Source organism: Oceanimonas sp. MB9 (genome assembly GCF_011319775.1).
GTDB classification, from domain to species: Bacteria; Pseudomonadota; Gammaproteobacteria; order Enterobacterales; family Aeromonadaceae; genus Oceanimonas; species Oceanimonas doudoroffii.
Genome location: NZ_VFBE01000009.1, coordinates 269827 through 286201, shown reverse-complemented (window position 1 = coordinate 286201; position 16375 = coordinate 269827). Strand labels below are relative to the sequence as shown.

Genomic DNA, 16375 nt, shown 5'->3' with positions numbered 1-16375 from the left:
AATGGAACGAAAAATACTGCTGACCCACTGCCCCGATGCCAAGGGGCTGATCGCCAACATCACCAACATTTGCTGCCGGCATCAGCTTAACATCGTGCGCAACGACGAATTTGTTGATCATGACAACGGCCACTTCTTTATGCGCACCGAACTGGAAGGCCAGTTTGATGATAACGGCCTGCTGACGGATCTGAACGACGCCCTGCCGGAAGGCGGGCATAACCGCCTGGTGCCGGCGGGCAGCAAGCGAGTGGTGATCCTGGTGACCAAGGAAGCCCACTGCCTGGGCGACATTCTGATGAAGCACTTCAGTGGCGCCATGAACATCGACATTGCCGCCGTGATAGGCAACTACGAGACCCTGCAGGGGCTGACCGAAAAATTCGACCTTCCCTACCACACCGTGTCTCACGAGGGCCTGAACCGCCCCGAACACGAGCAGCTGCTGGCCGAGGTGATCGATCGCTATGAGCCCGACTATGTAGTGCTGGCCAAATACATGCGCATTCTCAGCCCGACCTTTGTGGCCCGCTACGAAAAGCGCATTATCAATATTCACCACTCCTTTCTGCCCGCCTTTATCGGCGCCAGTCCCTATCGCCAGGCCTATGAACGCGGCGTGAAAATGATTGGTGCCACCGCCCACTTCGTGACCGACGACCTGGATGAAGGTCCCATTATCGAGCAGGATGTGACCCACGTGAACCATGCCTTCTCCGCTCAGGACATGGCCAAGGCCGGCCGGGATGTGGAAAAGTCGGTGCTGAGCCGGGCACTCAACCTGGTGCTGGAAGAAAAGGTGTTTGTGTATGGCAACCGCACGGTAGTGTTTAAGTGAGATGTAAGACGTAACATGTGAGGCGTGTAAGGCCCCGCTTTTGCGGGGCCTTAATAACTCGGCGTTAGCCGTTATTTCTGGCTTTTCTCAAAGGCCGCCTTTTGTTCCGGGGTGGCTTCCTGCTGGTATTTCTCTTTCCATTCGCCGTAAGGCATGCCGTAGACCCGCTCCCGGGCCTGATCGTAGTCCATTGCCACACCGCGTTCTTCGGCAGCGGCCAGATACCACTTGCTCAGGCAGTTGCGGCAAAAACCGGCCAGGTTCATCAAATCGATGTTCTGCACGTCCTTGCGCTTGTCCAGGTGCGCCAGCAGGGTGCGAAAGGCGGCGGCTTCCAGTTCGGTCTGAGTTTGCTTGTCCATGAATCTTCTCCATTGGTGACGGTGATGCCATTATAACGGCAAGCCCCGCAAACCTCATGAGGCAACATCATGAACCGCAGTCACTTTTTTGCCCAGATGGCACGCATGAAGCTGATCCAGCGCTGGCCGCTGATGCGCAACACGGCGTCGGAAAACGTCGCCGAGCACAGCCTGCAGGTGGCCATGGTGGCCCACGCCCTGGCGGTGATTAAAAACACCCTGTTTAACGGCAAGCTGGACCCGGGCACCGCCGCCATGCGCGCGCTCTATCATGACGCCAGCGAAGTGCTCACCGGCGATCTGCCCACGCCGGTGAAATATTTCAATCGAGAGATGGCCTCCGCCTACAAGGCCATCGAACAAAACGCCGAGCAAAGCCTGCTGGCCATGCTGCCCACCAAGCTGCAACCGGCCTTTGAGACGCTGCTGTGCGGCCATCAGGATGACGAATACAGCCACCTGGTGAAGTCCGCCGACATTCTCTGTGCCTACCTCAAGTGCCAGGAAGAGCTGTCGGCAGGCAACCGGGAGTTCGCCAAGGCGCGGGAGCGCCTCACCGCCATGCTGGACGAACGCATGAACGACGAAATTCGGTATTTTCTGGAGGTGTTCGTGCCCAGCTTTTCCCTGTCGCTGGATGAGATCTCCACCCCGGGGTTTTAAAGCGTGCCAAACCGTTGCTCAAAGCGCACTGCGGCATTCAGCTCAGTATCTGAATGAAGCGGCAGCAGGGATTACCTTAGCCGACCGTCACATGCCAGGGAGGGCATGTGCCGAGCGTCCCAGGGAAGGGCTCGAAGCGTGTCGGCGTTGGTAAACCTGCTGCCGCTTCTTTGCCCACTCCCCGCATACGGCTTCAGCTCTCATCGGTTTTACGCTCCATCCACAGGGTGACTTCCCCGACCCTGAAGCCCCACTTGGTCATCTCGGCCCGGTTGATCAGGCGGTTCTCATCGAGCAGGTACATCCAGTCGTTAAAGTCGATATGCCAGACCTTGCCATTCACCGGCACCGCCAGGGTATAACGCCAGTTCAGGGCATAGCCCCGAGTCCGGCCTTCGGCCGGCGTGACCACGTCATCGGCGGTGCCGGTATAGCGTCCGTCGGGGTGTTTTTCCAGATACCAGACCCGGCGCTGCTGCTCACCGTCATCGTACACAAAGTCTTCTTCCAGCACGCCTTGGTTGCCTTCCCAGCTGGCCACCATGTCCACCTTGAAGCGCCTCAGCACACGGCCGGACCTGTCCTGCACCATGCCATAGGCCACCAGCTCGCCGGTAAAGAACCGGTCCAGCTCCAGCGCTGGCGTGGTGTTTTCATAGTCGGCAATCTGGCTGCTGCAGGAACTCAGCAACAATGCCATCACCGCCGCCAGTAATACTTTCATGTCAGCCTCCTTTCAGCTGTCGGGTCAGGGCCGGATCCCGGCTGTCCGTGGAAAGCCAGATCGCCAGAAAGGCGGGAGCAAAGGCCGGATCGTCGATGCTGCCCAGCAGCCGCCAGTTGAAGTAAAACCGGCTGGTACCGTTTTCATCCACGCGAAGCACCAATTCGTCATTGGTCCGCACCGAAGGCCACAATCGCTCCAGCTGCTCGGGCCATTCCGGCTTCCAGCTCACCCCCAGTCGCTGCCATTCCTTTACCGTGGCGGTAAGCAGGTCTTCCTTGTCGATATTGCGCTGATAGCGCAGCGACAGGGCCTGCGGAAAGCGGTTGGCCTGATAACGGCCGTCTTCACTGTAGAAACGGGCATGGTACAGATCCCAGAACAGCCAGCTCATCTTGCCCTGCCCCACCAGGGTGAGATCGGACACCGGGCTGGCCCAGGCCTGGGACACCAGTAACAACAACAGGCAACAGAACTTCTTCATGATCACGTCCTCCGCAATCGTTGATCAAATATCACCAGCAGGGGCAGCAGCGCCGACCAGATCAACGCCAGAATAAAGGCCGTCGTCCAGGGCCCCAGGGGCAGCACCACCGCCTCCAGCTTCCAGCCCGCCAGGTATGAAGACACTCCCGCCCCGGCTCCGGTCAGCGCCAGCCAGGGCCAGGAAAAGCGCCGCAGCCACACCAGGCTGTGCCCCAGGGTCAACACAAAACCCACCCACAGCAGTCCCAGCCACAGAGGCCAGTGGCTGAAGGCAAACACTCCGGTCAGGGTGAGCAGGCCGTCCACCGCCATCCCCAGGGCCGCCAGCCACAACACCCGCACATCGGCCCGACGGCTGGGGGTAAAGGCGAAATGCACCAGCAGCAGCCCGGCGGTGAGCCAGGCCCAGGCATTCTGCCCGGCCACCGCCAGCAGCCAGAAACCTTCAAAGGCGAGCAGCTGGGTCCATTGCCATTTCGACATGGTTCGCTCCGTCAGCTCCGTGCCCGGGCCGCCGGCCGGGTAGCCTCGAAATGCGCCAGGCCAATGGTGCCTTCCCGAAAGCCGCCCTCGCAGTAGGCAAAGTAATAGGCCCACAGCCGCTGAAAGTCGGCGCCGTAACCCAGACGGGCCAGATCGGGGCCGGCCTGCTGAAAGCGCTCGGCCCAGATGCGCAGGGTCTCGGCATAGTGCCAGCCATAATCGTGCAGCCGCACCAGGGTCATGTCGGTCTGCTCGCGCAGGTGCCGGGTCATCTCGCTGACCGAGGGCAGGCAACCGCCGGGAAAAATGTAGCGCTGAATAAAGTCCACCCCCTTGCGGTATTGATCGTAGCGCTGATCCACCATGGTAATGGCCTGGATCAGCAGCCGGCCGTGGGGTTTGAGCAGGCGGTTGAGGGCTCGGAAATAGGCTGGCAGATACTCGTGGCCCACCGCCTCTATCATCTCCACCGACACCAGCTTGTCATACTGACCGGTCAGCTCTCGGTAGTCCTTCAGCAACAGGGTCACCCGCTCTTCCAGCCCTTCCCGTTTCACCCGCGCCTGAGCATGCTCAAACTGCTCCCGGGACAGCGTGGTGGTGGTCACCCGGCAGCCATAATGGCGGGCGGCGTAGCAGGCCAGTCCACCCCAGCCGGTGCCGATTTCCAGCAGGTGATCATCGGGCCCCAGTTCCAGGCGCGAGCAGATAAGCCGCAGCTTGTGCTGCTGGGCCTGCTCCAGGCTGACCCCGGCTTCCGGAAACACCGCCGAGGAATACTGCATCAACGGGTCGAGAAACAGGGCGTACATGTCGTTGCCCAGATCGTAGTGGGCGGCAATGTTGGCCCGGCTGCCGCGGGTAGAATTGCGGTTGCGCCGGTGCACCAGCCGGTGCAAGGGCCAGGTAAGCCAGCCCAGGCGCCGCTCCATGCGATCCAGCACCGCCAGGTTGCGGGCAAACAGCCGGGTCAGGGCGGTCAGATCCGGACTGTGCCAGCCGGCTTCCACCCAGCTTTCGGCGGCCCCGATGCTGCCTCCCGCCAGCAGCCGGCGGTAGCTGCGGGGATCCAGCACCCGTACCCGGGCCTGCAGATCCGCCCTGGCATCACCGAAAAAGAAGGTGTCGTCGCCGTCTTCTATGGTTAGCCCGGCGTCCTTCAGGCCCGACAGCAATGAAAAAGCCAGACGGCGGGCCCAGCGATCCAGGCGGCGGGGGGCGGCGGGGGTCAGTGTCGTCTCCATCGTGGCGTCCTTAAGGATGTGAATGATAGGGAATGCGTTTAAAAAACAGTTTCAGCGCCTGCCAGTAGATGCCACGCACCACGGTGAGCGTCATCATTGGCCACTGGCACAGCGCCGCCCGCAGGGCATGACCGCTGAACGGTCGCCGGCGCAGGGCCAGGGTGGCGTCAAACAGCAGCTCGGGGGTGCGGTTTTCGATGTGCACCAGGGTGCGGGCCGCCGGCGGGGCAATGCGCCAGTGATACTGCATGGCCATGCCCATAAAGGGCGACACGTGAAAGGCCTTGTCGGTGGGTGCGGGCCGGGCCAGATCCACCAGATAGCAGTGACGCTCCCGCCAGGGGGTGTTGCGGACCTCCGCCAGCAGGTAGCGGGCTTCCTTGCCCCGGTAACAGAAAAACAGGTTTACCGGGCTGAAATAGAGGCCGAAACAGCGCACCTGACCCAGCATCACCACCCGCTCCAGGCCGAGGGAGTCTCCGCCGAGACGGGCCACTTCTTCCAGCACCGCCTGCTTGAGCGGCGTGTGCGCGTCCCCCAGGTAGTCGCGGCGGCGAAAGCTCAGCGGCGCAAAGCCTTCAAGGGCAAAGCAGCGACTGGTGGCGTCAAGCCGGGGCAGCTCGTCCAGATCCAGCGCCAGCATGTACAGGCCATAACTGAAGGCATGGGCCCTGGGCTGGTAACGGCGATGGCGCACCACGCCGGTATAAATGGCGCTGTTCAGGCTCATAGGCCGGCTCCAAAGCGTTCGCACACGTCCAGGCTGCTGCGTACCCCGTCTTCGTGAAAACCGTTGTACCAGTAGGCGCCGCAGAAATGGGTGTGGTTCCGGCCGCAAATCTCACCCCGTCGGGCCTGAGACGCGATGGCGGCGTGGTTGTACACCGGATGGGCATAGCGAAAACGGCGCAGAATGCGGGCCGGATCGATGGCATCGGTGCGGTTCAGGGTCACGCACAGGGTGTCATCTGACTCAATTCCCTGCAGTATATTCATGTTATAGGTCACCGCCGGCAGCGCCTGCTCGCCCCCCTCAAGGTAATAGTTCCAGCTGGCCCAGGCCCGGCGCTCGGCGGGCAGCAATCGGGTGTCGGTATGCAGCACCACCTCGTTGTCGCGGTAGGCCAGCCCGCCCAGCACCTCACGCTCGGCCGCGGTGGCATCGTCCAGCATGGCCAGTGCCTGATCCGAGTGGCAGGCCATAATCACCTCGTCAAAGGTCTCGGTGCCCGCCGCCGTGGTGATCGCTGCCCCCTTCTCCAGCCGCCGCACCGACTGTACCGGGCTGTTCAGCCGCACCTCCTGCACGCCCTGCACCAACGCCGGTATATAGCTGCGCGAGCCGCCCTGCACCACGTACCACTGGGGCCGGTCCACCAGATTGAGCAGGCCGTGATGGTTGAAAAAGCGCAGAAAGAAGGCCAACGGAAAATTCCGGCTGTCGGCCAGGGACGATGACCAGATGGCCGCCACCATGGGCAGCACATAATGGCCGGCAAAAAAGTCGGAAAAGCCGTGCCGCGCCAGGAACCCGCCCAGGGTGTCCTGCTCGGTCAGGGTGTTGTCCTTCAGCGCCCGCTTGCACAGCAGGTTAAAACGCACGATTTCCAGCAGAAAACCGTAAAAACGCCCGTTCACCAGATTACTGCGCTGGGCAAACAGGGTATTGAGGGTATGGCCGTTATATTCCAGCCCGGTGGTTCCCTGCTGCACGCTGAAGCTCATTTCGGTGGGCCGGGCCTCCACCCCGGCCCGGGCCAGCAGCCGCTGAAACCGCGGATAGGTGCGGTCGTTGAACACGATAAAACCGGTGTCAACCGCGTGACGGCGGCCGTTCAGGGTCACGTCCACGGTGGCGGTGTGCCCGCCCAGATAATCGTTGGCCTCGAACAGGGTCACCCTGTGCCGCCGGCTCAGCAGCCAGGCCGAGGTAAGACCGGCGATGCCACTGCCGATGACCGCAATGCTGCTCATGCCTGCTCCTTTTTCATACGCCGGGCCAGACTCAGCCACAATCCTTGGGGCAGCCAGGACAGGCCCCGCAGGGTAGCGATAAACCCGAAGGGAAAGGTGATTTCACGTTTACCGCGCGAAAGCCCCCGGCGTATGGCCTGGCTGGCCTGCTGCACACTGACCCGGCCGGGCATGGGAAAGTCGTTTTTTTGGGTCAGGGGGGTGTCTACAAACCCCGGCCGAATCAGGCTGACGGCGACGTTGGCGGCATTCAGATCCACCGCCAGGGTACGGGCCAGGTAGTCGACGCCAGCCTTGGAGGCGCCATAGGCCTCGGCCCGAGTCAGAGGCACAAAGGTCACCGACGAGCTCACCAGCGCCAGTCGGCCGCCGGTCTTGATGCGCGGCAATACCGCCGCCACACAGTTGCCGGTGCCGATCAGGTTGGCCTGTACCACCCGCTCAAACAGGGCGGCGTCAAAGGCATGGGCATCGTCCACATATTCGCAGGTGCCGGCGTTAAGAATGGCCAGATCCACCGGCGCCACGGCACTCAACGCATCGCGCACGGCGTCCCGGTCGTTGATGTCAAACACGCCGTACTCCACCCGCTCACCGGACAGGGCCTCGGCCAGCTTGTCGTGGTTGCGGCCGCAGGCCACCACCTGCCAGCCCTCGGATAAATAATCCTGCGCCAGTTGCAGGCCGATGCCGGAGTTGGCACCGGTGATCAATACCCGTTTCATGAATTCAGCCTCCGTTTCAATGCCCGTATGCCCTTGCCCAGCAGCGGCAACTGTTCATAGAGCATGGCGCCAAGATCAAAGAAGTCTCTGTGGTAATAAATGCTGTCGGCAAAACACAAATGGCTGACCCCGGGCACGGTCACCGGCCGGCCGCCATTGAGCCGGGGGTGAACAAAGTGCATTTCCCAGCGCACATAGGCTTCACCGTCCTGCTCCATCACCTGAATAATGTCGAACCGGCACTGCTGCACCCGGGTAAACAGCCCTTCGAAATAGGCCACCAGCGACTCGATGCCACGAATGTCGTGGGCCGGGTCGGCAAACAACACATCCTTTGAATACACATGACGCAAGCCCTGCAGCTCAGCGGGGGAAAGGCGCCGGTACAGGCGGCAAAAGGCGCTCAGGGCGGGACTCATGCCTCCTCCTCGTCCTTCAGGGCGTCAAACATGGCAATGGCGTGCTGTCGGGCGCGGGCGTGATCCACCAGGGGCGGCACGTAATCGCTCTCGCGCCCTTGCTTGCGCAGCCAGTCGTGGGGGGCGTGAATGTGTTTGGCCGGCACGTTTTTCAGCTCCGGCACCCAGCGGAGAATAAACTCGCCGTCCGGGTCAAAGCGCTCGCTCTGGGTCACCGGGTTAAACACGCGGAAATAAGGCGCCGCGTCGGCACCTGTGCCCGCCGCCCACTGCCAGCCGCCGTTGTTGGCGGCCAGCTCGCCGTCGATAAGCCGGGCCATAAACCAAGCTTCTCCCCGGCGCCAGTCAATATGCAAATCCTTGGTGAGAAAGCTGGCTACTATCATGCGCAGCCGGTTGTGCATCCAGCCGGTGTCTTTTAGGCAGCGCATGGCGGCATCCACCAGGGGATAACCGGTTCGACCATCACACCAGGCGGCAAAACCGTCTTCGTCATGGCTCCACTGCAGAGCCTCGGTTTCTTCCTTAAAGGCCCGGTTCATCGACAAATGGGGAAAGGCTACCAGCAGGTGGCGGTAGAACTCCCGCCAGATGATCTCGTTCAGCCAGGCAAAGCCGCGCTCTCCCCGCCCCAGGGGCAGGCTGCCGAGCTCGTTTTCGATGGCCGCCAGGCACTGATTGGGGGACAATACTCCCAGGGCCAGATAAGGTGACAACCGGCTGGTGCCTGCCACCGCCGGAAAATCACGCTGCTCGCCGTAATCGAGCAAATGCTCGGCGCAAAACCGCGCCAGCGCCTGCCCTGCAGCCTGCTCGCCGGCGTCCCAGGCGCCGCTGTCTTGCAGGTCCCCGGCAAGGGCAATATCGGCCGGATCACAGGCGTCGTTCCGCGCCTCGGGCACCGGCAACAACCGGTAGCCCTGGGCCTTGAGCGCGCTCAGCCAAGCCTTGGAAAAGGGCGTAAACACCTTGTACATGTCACCGCTCTGGGTAGTGATGCTGCCATGGTTCATCACGCAGTCGCCGTTAAAGACCCGGCAGGGAATGTTCAGGGCCTGCTGCACCGCCTTGTCGCGGCGGCGCTCGTTAATGCCGATATCCCGGTTGGCATAGAGGGCGTCGATGTCGTGCTCTTTTATCCAGCCGGAAAGCCGCTCGGGCACGTCGTCAAAGTGTTCACACACCAGCAGCTCAAGGGGGACGCCCAGCCTGGCCAGGCCTTCACTCAGGGCCTGCAGGTTTCGGCGCAGAAAGTCTCGCTGCAGGGGGCTGTTGCCGTGCTGCCGCCACTGCCCCGGACAGTCGATATAGAGCGCCTGCACCTGCTCACCCTCGTCCATGGCCGCATGCAGGGCCGGATTGTCGGCCAGGCGCAGGTCGTTTCTAAACCACACCAAATGTCGCATCGTACTTCCTCGCGATTTCACTGACGGTGATGCCATGAGGCCGACTGAGGCAGCCCTGATCGGCGTACATTCGCCCCAGCTCTCCGATAAAAAAGCTGTGCTCGGGCCAGCATTGGGCCCGCTCCGCAAACCAACTTTGCGTGAGGCCGCCGCCCAGTTGCACCACCAGCGCGTCGCATTTCAGCCGCTGGGCCGCCAGCGGCAGTTGCAATGGCTCGAGGCGGCCCAGTTCCAGGCTGCGGCATTCCAGCCCCTGCAACTCAAAACAGGTCAGCAGTCCGCTCAGGGCATGGCTTTCCCCCACTCGGGCCACGGCAATGCGCGGACCGGACTTAATGGTCAGCAACTGACTGAATACTCGGGCCAGCAGGGCGGTCGCACTTTGCTCAATCAGCTGGTCATCGGGACGATTCAGCCGGCCCAGCTCCGCCAGCCAGGGTTCAATGACATGACGCAGCAGCAGCTCGGCCGGATACAGGCTGGCCAGCTCGTTCAGCTCCACTTCCAGCCGCCCCAGATTCAGCTCACAGGCCGCGGTCAGTAACCGGTGCAGCGCCTGCTCCCAGTTGGAGCCGGCTTTCACCGGCTGCGGATCGCTCAGCAGGCCCTTGACCTGGCCGATGCTGACCCCCTGCTCGACCCAGTGCAGAATTTGCCGGATCAGGGCAACATCATCGTCGGAATAGAGCCGGTGGCCCTTGTCGGTACGCGCTGGCTTGAGCAGGCCGTAGCGGCGCTGCCAGGCCCGCAGGGTAACCGGGTTGATACCGGTTAAACGGGACACTTCCCGAATCGGATACTGGGGCTCAGATGCCATAACGCAGTCGCAATGCCTCCGGATGCGGATTGAGGTACACCTGCTGACGCAGGTAATCGTTGGGGTATTCCTCCAGGTAGTGACGCAGCAGGGTAATGGGTGCCAGCAGCGGCAGAATGCCTTCCCGGTACTGGTGAATGGTGCCGGCCAGCTCCTGGCGCTGCCGAGCATTCAGCTGACGTTTGAAATAGCCCTGCAGGTGCTGCAACACATTGGTGTGCCCCTTGCGGCTGGCCCGCCGGGTCAGGGTTTGCATCAACCGGTAAATATATTCCTGCGCCCGTTGTTCCGGGTCGCTCGACAAGTCCGCCACCAGCCGGCCCAGCTCCTGGTAACCGTCTCTGTGGTGGGCCATCAGCAGGTACTTGTAGCGGCTGTGAAAGGCGATCAGCCGGGACGGGGTCATCCCCCTGTGCAGCAGGCACTGCCAGTCGTGCAGGGTATACAGCCGGGTGACAAAGTTTTCCCGCAAGATCGGATCGTTGAGCCGGCCGTCTTCCTCGCAGGGCAGCAGGGGCAGCGCCTGCATGATTTCGGCGGCATAGAGACCGACCCCTTCCTTCTCATTGCCCTTGCCGCTCTCGTGGTAGACCCGCACCCGCTCCATGCCGCAGCTGGGCGATTTGGCACACAGCACGTAACCGCTCAGGCCCTCGAACTGGGTCGCCATATGGCGACCGTAGTCCCGCAGTGCCTCGGTCACGTCCTGCCCCTTGGCGGTCTGGGCAATGACTCCCCCTTCCCCGCCAATCAGGCGAATGCTGGGCCGGGGAGTGCCGAGGCCGATGGCCATTTCCGGACACACCGGCACGAACTCCACAAACTTGGCCAGCTCGTCGGTGCAGAAGTTGGAACGCTTGTGACCGCCGTCGAAACGGACCTTCTGCCCCATCAGGCAGCCACTGATACCGACTTTAATCACGCGGGGATCAAACTTGTACATTGTTAGCCCTCTTGTACAACCACTGAGTTTACTCTAGCGCTGGTTGTACAATTTGATCAAGGTTGTACAAGAAAAATTTCAGCCGGTGACACGTAGAGGCAAGACGTTTGAATATCGGGATTGGGGATTGGGGATTGGGGATTGGGGATTGGGGATTGGGGATTGGGAAAGGTTGCCCGGGACGGGCCCGGGCATACAAGGTTCAGTTCAGCTTGCTGCGCATGATCTCTTCTTCATCACGAAACTGGCGGCGCAGCTCGGACTTGGACTTCATGATCAGCTCGCCCCCCTTGCCAATGGTCATGTGCTCGGGGTTGTCGTTGTGCATGGCCTGCCAGGCCAGCACCGCCTGCATGCTGTTTTCCTTCTGCTCCGGGGTCAGGACAGAGCCATCGGGCCACTTGCCCAGCTCCACGGCGGTTTTCAGCCGCTCATATACTTCTTTGGGCATGGCGGCAATGGCTTGCTGAAACGATGACATGACAATTCCTCCTGTAAAGATGATGCCAATTTACCATCACCAACGAAAAAAGGGGCGGCTTGCGCCTCCCCTTTTTGACTGCCGGTTTGCAAAAATGCGATCAGCCTCGTGCGGGCAGATCCATCAGCTCGATGCCGGCCATTTTCTGCATTACGCGTACCACCTGGCAGCTGTAACCGAATTCGTTGTCGTACCACACGTACAGTACGGCGCGATCACCGTCGACGATAGTGGCCAGGGAGTCAACGATACCGGCAAAACGGGAGCCGACCATGTCGGTAGACACCAGCTCGCTGCTGGTGCTGAAGTCGATCTGGTTGTGCAGCGGGGAGTCCAGGGACACCTGCAGCAGGTAGTCGTTCAGCTCTTCGGCGGTGGTGGCCTTTTCCAGGTTCAGGTTAAGCACGGCCATGGACACGTTCGGCGTGGGAACGCGAATGGCGTTGCCGGTCAGCTTGCCCTTCAGCTCGGGCAGTGCCTTGGCCACGGCAGAAGCGGCGCCGGTGCTGGTCAGTACCATGTTCAGCGCGGCACTGCGGCCACGGCGATCGCCCTTGTGGTAGTTGTCGATCAGGTTCTGATCGTTGGTGTAGGAGTGCACGGTTTCCACATGACCGTTCTTCACGCCATAGGCGTCACTGACTGCCTTCAGCACCGGGGTGATGGCGTTGGTGGTGCAGGACGCGGCAGACATGATGCGGTCTTCGGCATCGATCATGTGATCGTTCACGCCAAATACGATGTTCTTGATGTCGCCCTTGCCCGGTGCGGTCAGCAGCACCTTGGCGGCCCCCTTGGCCTTGAGGTGCAGGCCCAGGCCGGCTTCGTCGCGCCATTTACCGGTGTTGTCGACCACCAGGGCATCGTGAATGCCGTACTGGGTGTAGTCGATCTCTTCCGGACTGTTGGCGTAGATCACCTGAATGTAGGTGCCGTTGGCGATAATGGCGTTGTTTTCGGCGTCCACTTCAATGGAGCCGTTAAAAGGACCGTGTACGGAGTCACGACGCAGCAGGCTGGCGCGCTTTTCCAGATCGTCACCACTGCCACGCACCACGATGCCACGCAGGCGCATGCCGTTATTGCTGCCGGCACGCTCGATCAGCAGGCGGGCCAGCAGGCGGCCGATGCGGCCAAAGCCATACAGCACCACATCGGTGGGCTTGGCGTCGGCATTGCTGTTCAGGGCCGGGGCCAGTTCGGCCTTGAGGAACTCGGCCAGGCCGGACTCGTCCTGGTGCTCCTTCCAGTAGCGAACCGCCAGCTTGCCCAGGTCGATGCTGGCCGGAGCCAGTTCCATCTCGCTCAGCGCCTTGAGCACCGGGTAGCTCTGGCTGACCGGCAGCGGCTGGCCTTCGTGACGACGCACCACACGGTGAGCCTTGAGAATATCGATGGTAGAGGCATTCAGCAGGGGGCGGGCATAAACGCAGGTTTCCACACCCTGGTTGCGATACAGTTTGCCAATCAGGGGCTGCATGGACTCTGCCAGTTCCTGGCTCTGTTGCCAGGCGGACAGGTAACTCTCATGGGTCATCGACCGGATCCTTTTAATTCACGTAACCGTTATTGGTATTCACAGCAAAAACAGGCAGGCATTTAAGTTGCCGTTTTTGGACTTTCAGGCGCGCCCATTTTAGTGGATAGGGGGTATGATTACCAGACCAAGGCCGACCACATAAAGCTTCATATGAGTATCAATCCCCCGTTATTGCTGCTGGCGGGCGCACTTTTATTGACAGGCTGTGACCGGGATCGCACCAGCGGCCTGTGCACTCGCTTTCCCCAGTTCTGCGCCGATTTACACGGCGACAGCTGGTGCAACGCAGAACGAGATGCCCTGGTGCAGGCCCGCTACGAGCGGGCCGGTGCCGCCGGCGATGCCGGTCGCTACCGGCTGATGAGCAGCCTGGAAGACTACCGCCAGTGCCTGGATCCGCTGCTGGATATCGAATACACCAAGCGCCATGAGCGGAAGAACGACAAGGTGGAAACCCTTGTCGACATCACCGAGGAACTGGAGCGACTGGAAGCGCAGACCGCCGACTCGGACTACCCCTACCTGCAACTGTGGCGCTGGCAACGCCACGGCGACCGGGCCGCACGTAACGCCTTTATCGCTCAGGCCGAGCGCCCGGCCATGCAGCAGGCCGATCTGCAGCTGGCCCTGGCCCGACTGGTGCGCCACCGGGATCCAGAAGCCACCGAGCAAGCCCTACACCGGGCGCTGGCTCTGCTGCCCGCCGGGAAACAACCACCTGCGGATTTGATGGGCACACTGGTTGAGCTTTATGTCAGTCAGCAGCGCTACCAGGAAGCCTGGATATGGACCACTATCATGAAAGAACTGAAGGACAGCCAGCAGGTGGACTGGGGGCAAATGGCGTCCCATGTCCGTTTCGATGAAGACCAGCAGGCCAGGCTGCGCCAGCAGGCCGATGCCATTGTTCGGCAACTGCAACAGGGCCGCTATCAGCACGGGGGAGCCGCCTACTGATGTCTGGTTAGACTTCACCTGTGGCGGTCCTGCTTTGAAAGTCAGGCATCATTTGTGAAATAAAATTTCAAAAATAATGATCCAAAGCAAGAGTGAACGGGATTTCCTGATTGACGATAGGCGATTTTTTTGTAATTTTACAACCAATGAGATTTTAGCCTTATCTTTCCCACAACTTTTTTCAGGTGAACGTATGACTATCAAGGTAGGTATCAACGGCTTCGGTCGCATCGGTCGTTTCGTGTTTCGCCTCGCCTGCGAGCGTAACGACATTGAGGTGGTCGCCATCAACGATCTGCTTGATGTGGACTACATGGCCTACATGCTGAAGTACGACTCCACTCACGGCCGCTTTCGTGGCGATGTGCAGGTCGAGGGCGGTCAGCTTATCGTGAATGGCAAGGCCATTCGTGTTACCGCCGAGCGGGATCCGGCCAACCTGAAATGGGACGAGGCAGGTGTGGACGTGGTGGCAGAAGGCACCGGCCTGTTCCTCACCGACGATACCGCCCGCAAGCATATTCAGGCCGGCGCCAAAAAGGTGGTCATGACGGGTCCGTCCAAGGACGACACCCCCATGTTCGTAATGGGCGTCAACCATCTGGAATATGCCGGCCAGGACATCGTCTCCAACGCGTCCTGCACCACCAACTGCCTGGCGCCCCTGGCCAAGGTTATCAACGACAATTTTGGCATTGTTGAAGGCCTGATGACCACGGTGCATGCCACCACCGCTACCCAAAAAACCGTGGACGGTCCTTCCGCCAAGGACTGGCGTGGCGGCCGGGGTGCCGGTCAGAACATCATTCCGTCCTCCACCGGTGCCGCCAAGGCCGTGGGCAAAGTGATTCCCGCACTCAACGGCAGGTTGACCGGTATGGCGTTTCGCGTACCGACCCCGGATGTATCCGTGGTAGACCTGACCGTACGCCTGGAAAAAGCGGCTTCCTACGAGGAAATCTGCGCGGTGATCAAGGCCGCGTCCGAGGGTGAGCTCAAGGGCATCATCGGTTACACCGAAGACGACGTGGTATCCACCGACTTTCTGGGCGAGACCTGCACCAGCGTATTTGACGCCAGTGCCGGCATTGCACTGAACGACAACTTCGTCAAGCTGGTGTCCTGGTATGACAACGAGATCGGCTACTCCCACAAGGTGCTGGAGCTGATCGCTCATATCTCCAGATAATTCTCCCGCCCCTCGAGATAAAAAGGCCGGCGCACTGCGCCGGCCTTTTTATTGCGTCATGATCAGGCGTTGCCCTTGACCTTCATTTTCAGCTCTTTGGCGAAATTGAGCATGCGCTCCAGGGGGATCATGGCCTTGATTCGAGTGTCTTCGTCCACCTGAATCTCGTGGGTTGCGCCGCCTTCCTTCAGGGCACCACGAATGGCCACCAGACCGTTCATCGCCATCCAGGGGCAGTGGGCACAGCTGCGGCAGGTGGCGCCGTTACCGCCGGTGGGCGCTTCCACCATTTCCTTGTCGGGACAGGCCTGCTGCATCTTGTAGAAGATGCCCTTGTCGGTGGCCACGATCAGGCGCTTGTGGGGCAGATCCTTTGCGGCCTGGATCAGCTGGCTGGTCGAGCCTACCGCATCGGCCAGCTCCACCACCGACTGGGGAGACTCCGGGTGCACCAGCACGGCGGCATCCGGGTTCTGGGCCTTCAGTTCCTTCAGGGCCTTGGCGCGAAACTCGTCATGCACGATACAGGCGCCCTGCCAGCGCAGCATTTCACAGCCGGTCTGTTTCTCGATATAGGCCCCCAGGTGTCGATCCGGTGCCCAGATGATCTTGTGGCCTTCACTGTCGAGATGCTCGACAATTTCCAGGGCGATGCTGGAGGTGACCACCCAGTCGGCCCGGGCCTTGACCGCCGCCGAGGTGTTGGCATACACCACCACGGTATGATCCGGGTGGGCGTCACAGAAGGCGGTGAACTCATCGGCCGGGCAGCCCAAGTCCAGGGAACATTCCGCTTCCAGGGTGGGCATCAGCACGGTTTTCTCCGGGCTCAGGATCTTGGAGGTCTCCCCCATAAAGCGCACCCCCGCCACGATCAGGGTTTGGGCCTCGTGCTCCTTGCCAAAGCGCGCCATTTCCAGCGAGTCGGCCACGCAACCGCCGGTGTCTTCGGCCAGGGCCTGAATTTCCGGATCGGTGTAATAATGGGCTACCAGTACCGCGTTGCGGGCCTTGAGCAGGGTTTTGATTTCATCCTTCAGCGCACTCTGCTGCTCCGCGCTGAGCGGGGCCGGCTTGGGAGGAAAGGGATAGTCAAACTCGACAATATCAACAGCTTCAGTCAT

At 61.0% G+C, this 16375-nt stretch carries 19 protein-coding genes; 4 read left to right on the top strand and 15 right to left on the bottom strand.

What is annotated here, in order from left to right:
- The first annotated feature begins 1 nt into the window (after position 1).
- Positions 2 to 838, top strand: a complete 837-nt coding sequence (purU, locus tag OJHNALOF_RS12730) for a formyltetrahydrofolate deformylase (RefSeq protein ID WP_094198755.1) — start codon at positions 2 to 4, stop codon at positions 836 to 838.
- Between the two features lie 71 nt (positions 839 to 909).
- Here purU and OJHNALOF_RS12725 read toward each other — a convergent pair whose 3' ends face one another.
- Positions 910 to 1200 (bottom strand): DUF1244 domain-containing protein, encoded by a 291-nt coding sequence (locus OJHNALOF_RS12725; protein ID WP_094198754.1) that lies wholly within the window; start codon positions 1198 to 1200, stop codon positions 910 to 912.
- Between the two features lie 69 nt (positions 1201 to 1269).
- Between OJHNALOF_RS12725 and yfbR the strand changes: the two genes are divergently transcribed.
- Positions 1270 to 1863: a 5'-deoxynucleotidase gene (gene yfbR, locus OJHNALOF_RS12720; RefSeq protein ID WP_165662243.1), complete on the top strand. Its 594-nt coding sequence runs from the start codon at positions 1270 to 1272 to the stop codon at positions 1861 to 1863.
- 193 nt (positions 1864 to 2056) lie between these two features.
- Here yfbR and OJHNALOF_RS12715 read toward each other — a convergent pair whose 3' ends face one another.
- The 13 genes from OJHNALOF_RS12715 to OJHNALOF_RS12655 form a co-directional block, all read right to left on the bottom strand.
- A complete protein-coding gene (locus tag OJHNALOF_RS12715) occupies positions 2057 to 2587 on the bottom strand; it encodes a DUF3833 domain-containing protein (RefSeq protein WP_165662242.1) in 531 nt (176 codons plus the stop codon).
- Position 2588: 1 nt separating this feature from the next.
- Positions 2589 to 3071 carry a chalcone isomerase family protein gene (locus OJHNALOF_RS12710; protein ID WP_165662241.1) on the bottom strand — a complete coding sequence of 161 codons (483 nt, stop codon included), beginning with the start codon at positions 3069 to 3071 and terminating at the stop codon, positions 2589 to 2591.
- A gap of 2 nt (positions 3072 to 3073) precedes the next feature.
- Positions 3074 to 3556 carry a DUF2878 domain-containing protein gene (locus OJHNALOF_RS12705; protein ID WP_094198750.1) on the bottom strand — a complete coding sequence of 161 codons (483 nt, stop codon included), beginning with the start codon at positions 3554 to 3556 and terminating at the stop codon, positions 3074 to 3076.
- An 11-nt stretch (positions 3557 to 3567) separates the two neighbouring features.
- Positions 3568 to 4800 carry a cyclopropane-fatty-acyl-phospholipid synthase family protein gene (locus tag OJHNALOF_RS12700; protein WP_165662240.1) on the bottom strand — a complete coding sequence of 411 codons (1233 nt, stop codon included), beginning with the start codon at positions 4798 to 4800 and terminating at the stop codon, positions 3568 to 3570.
- Positions 4801 to 4810: 10 nt separating this feature from the next.
- The gene (locus OJHNALOF_RS12695) at positions 4811 to 5530 is read right to left on the bottom strand and encodes a DUF1365 domain-containing protein (protein WP_165662239.1); all 720 of its coding nucleotides are present in this window, start codon (positions 5528 to 5530) and stop codon (positions 4811 to 4813) included.
- Entirely contained in the window at positions 5527 to 6774 is a 1248-nt protein-coding gene (locus OJHNALOF_RS12690) for an NAD(P)/FAD-dependent oxidoreductase (RefSeq protein ID WP_165662238.1), read from the bottom strand. The genes OJHNALOF_RS12695 and OJHNALOF_RS12690 overlap by 4 nt, the downstream gene beginning before the upstream one ends.
- Positions 6771 to 7499 carry an SDR family NAD(P)-dependent oxidoreductase gene (locus tag OJHNALOF_RS12685; protein WP_165662237.1) on the bottom strand — a complete coding sequence of 243 codons (729 nt, stop codon included), beginning with the start codon at positions 7497 to 7499 and terminating at the stop codon, positions 6771 to 6773. The genes OJHNALOF_RS12690 and OJHNALOF_RS12685 overlap by 4 nt, the downstream gene beginning before the upstream one ends.
- Positions 7496 to 7918, bottom strand: a complete 423-nt coding sequence (locus OJHNALOF_RS12680; protein WP_094198745.1) for a nuclear transport factor 2 family protein — start codon at positions 7916 to 7918, stop codon at positions 7496 to 7498. The genes OJHNALOF_RS12685 and OJHNALOF_RS12680 overlap by 4 nt, the downstream gene beginning before the upstream one ends.
- Complete coding sequence (gene phrB / locus OJHNALOF_RS12675; RefSeq protein WP_165662236.1) at positions 7915 to 9324, bottom strand: deoxyribodipyrimidine photo-lyase; 1410 nt, start codon at positions 9322 to 9324, stop codon at positions 7915 to 7917. The genes OJHNALOF_RS12680 and phrB overlap by 4 nt, the downstream gene beginning before the upstream one ends.
- Positions 9302 to 10141 (bottom strand): MerR family transcriptional regulator, encoded by an 840-nt coding sequence (locus OJHNALOF_RS12670; protein WP_165662235.1) that lies wholly within the window; start codon positions 10139 to 10141, stop codon positions 9302 to 9304. Before OJHNALOF_RS12670 ends, phrB begins: the two co-directional genes overlap by 23 nt.
- The gene (locus OJHNALOF_RS12665; RefSeq protein WP_165662234.1) at positions 10131 to 11084 is read right to left on the bottom strand and encodes a DUF523 and DUF1722 domain-containing protein; all 954 of its coding nucleotides are present in this window, start codon (positions 11082 to 11084) and stop codon (positions 10131 to 10133) included. Before OJHNALOF_RS12665 ends, OJHNALOF_RS12670 begins: the two co-directional genes overlap by 11 nt.
- Before the next feature lie 202 nt (positions 11085 to 11286).
- Positions 11287 to 11565, bottom strand: a complete 279-nt coding sequence (locus tag OJHNALOF_RS12660; RefSeq protein ID WP_094198741.1) for a YeaC family protein — start codon at positions 11563 to 11565, stop codon at positions 11287 to 11289.
- A 100-nt stretch (positions 11566 to 11665) separates the two neighbouring features.
- Entirely contained in the window at positions 11666 to 13102 is a 1437-nt protein-coding gene (locus OJHNALOF_RS12655; protein ID WP_165662233.1) for a glyceraldehyde-3-phosphate dehydrogenase, read from the bottom strand.
- Between the two features lie 153 nt (positions 13103 to 13255).
- Here OJHNALOF_RS12655 and OJHNALOF_RS12650 point away from each other — a divergent pair, with 153 nt between their 5' ends.
- The gene (locus OJHNALOF_RS12650; protein ID WP_165662232.1) at positions 13256 to 14062 is read left to right on the top strand and encodes a DUF2989 domain-containing protein; all 807 of its coding nucleotides are present in this window, start codon (positions 13256 to 13258) and stop codon (positions 14060 to 14062) included.
- Positions 14063 to 14255: 193 nt separating this feature from the next.
- A complete protein-coding gene (gene gapA / locus OJHNALOF_RS12645) occupies positions 14256 to 15251 on the top strand; it encodes a glyceraldehyde-3-phosphate dehydrogenase (protein ID WP_094198738.1) in 996 nt (331 codons plus the stop codon).
- A 62-nt stretch (positions 15252 to 15313) separates the two neighbouring features.
- On the opposite strand, the gene nadA is transcribed toward gapA, so the two are convergent.
- Positions 15314 to 16375 (bottom strand): quinolinate synthase NadA, encoded by a 1062-nt coding sequence (gene nadA / locus OJHNALOF_RS12640; protein WP_165662231.1) that lies wholly within the window; start codon positions 16373 to 16375, stop codon positions 15314 to 15316.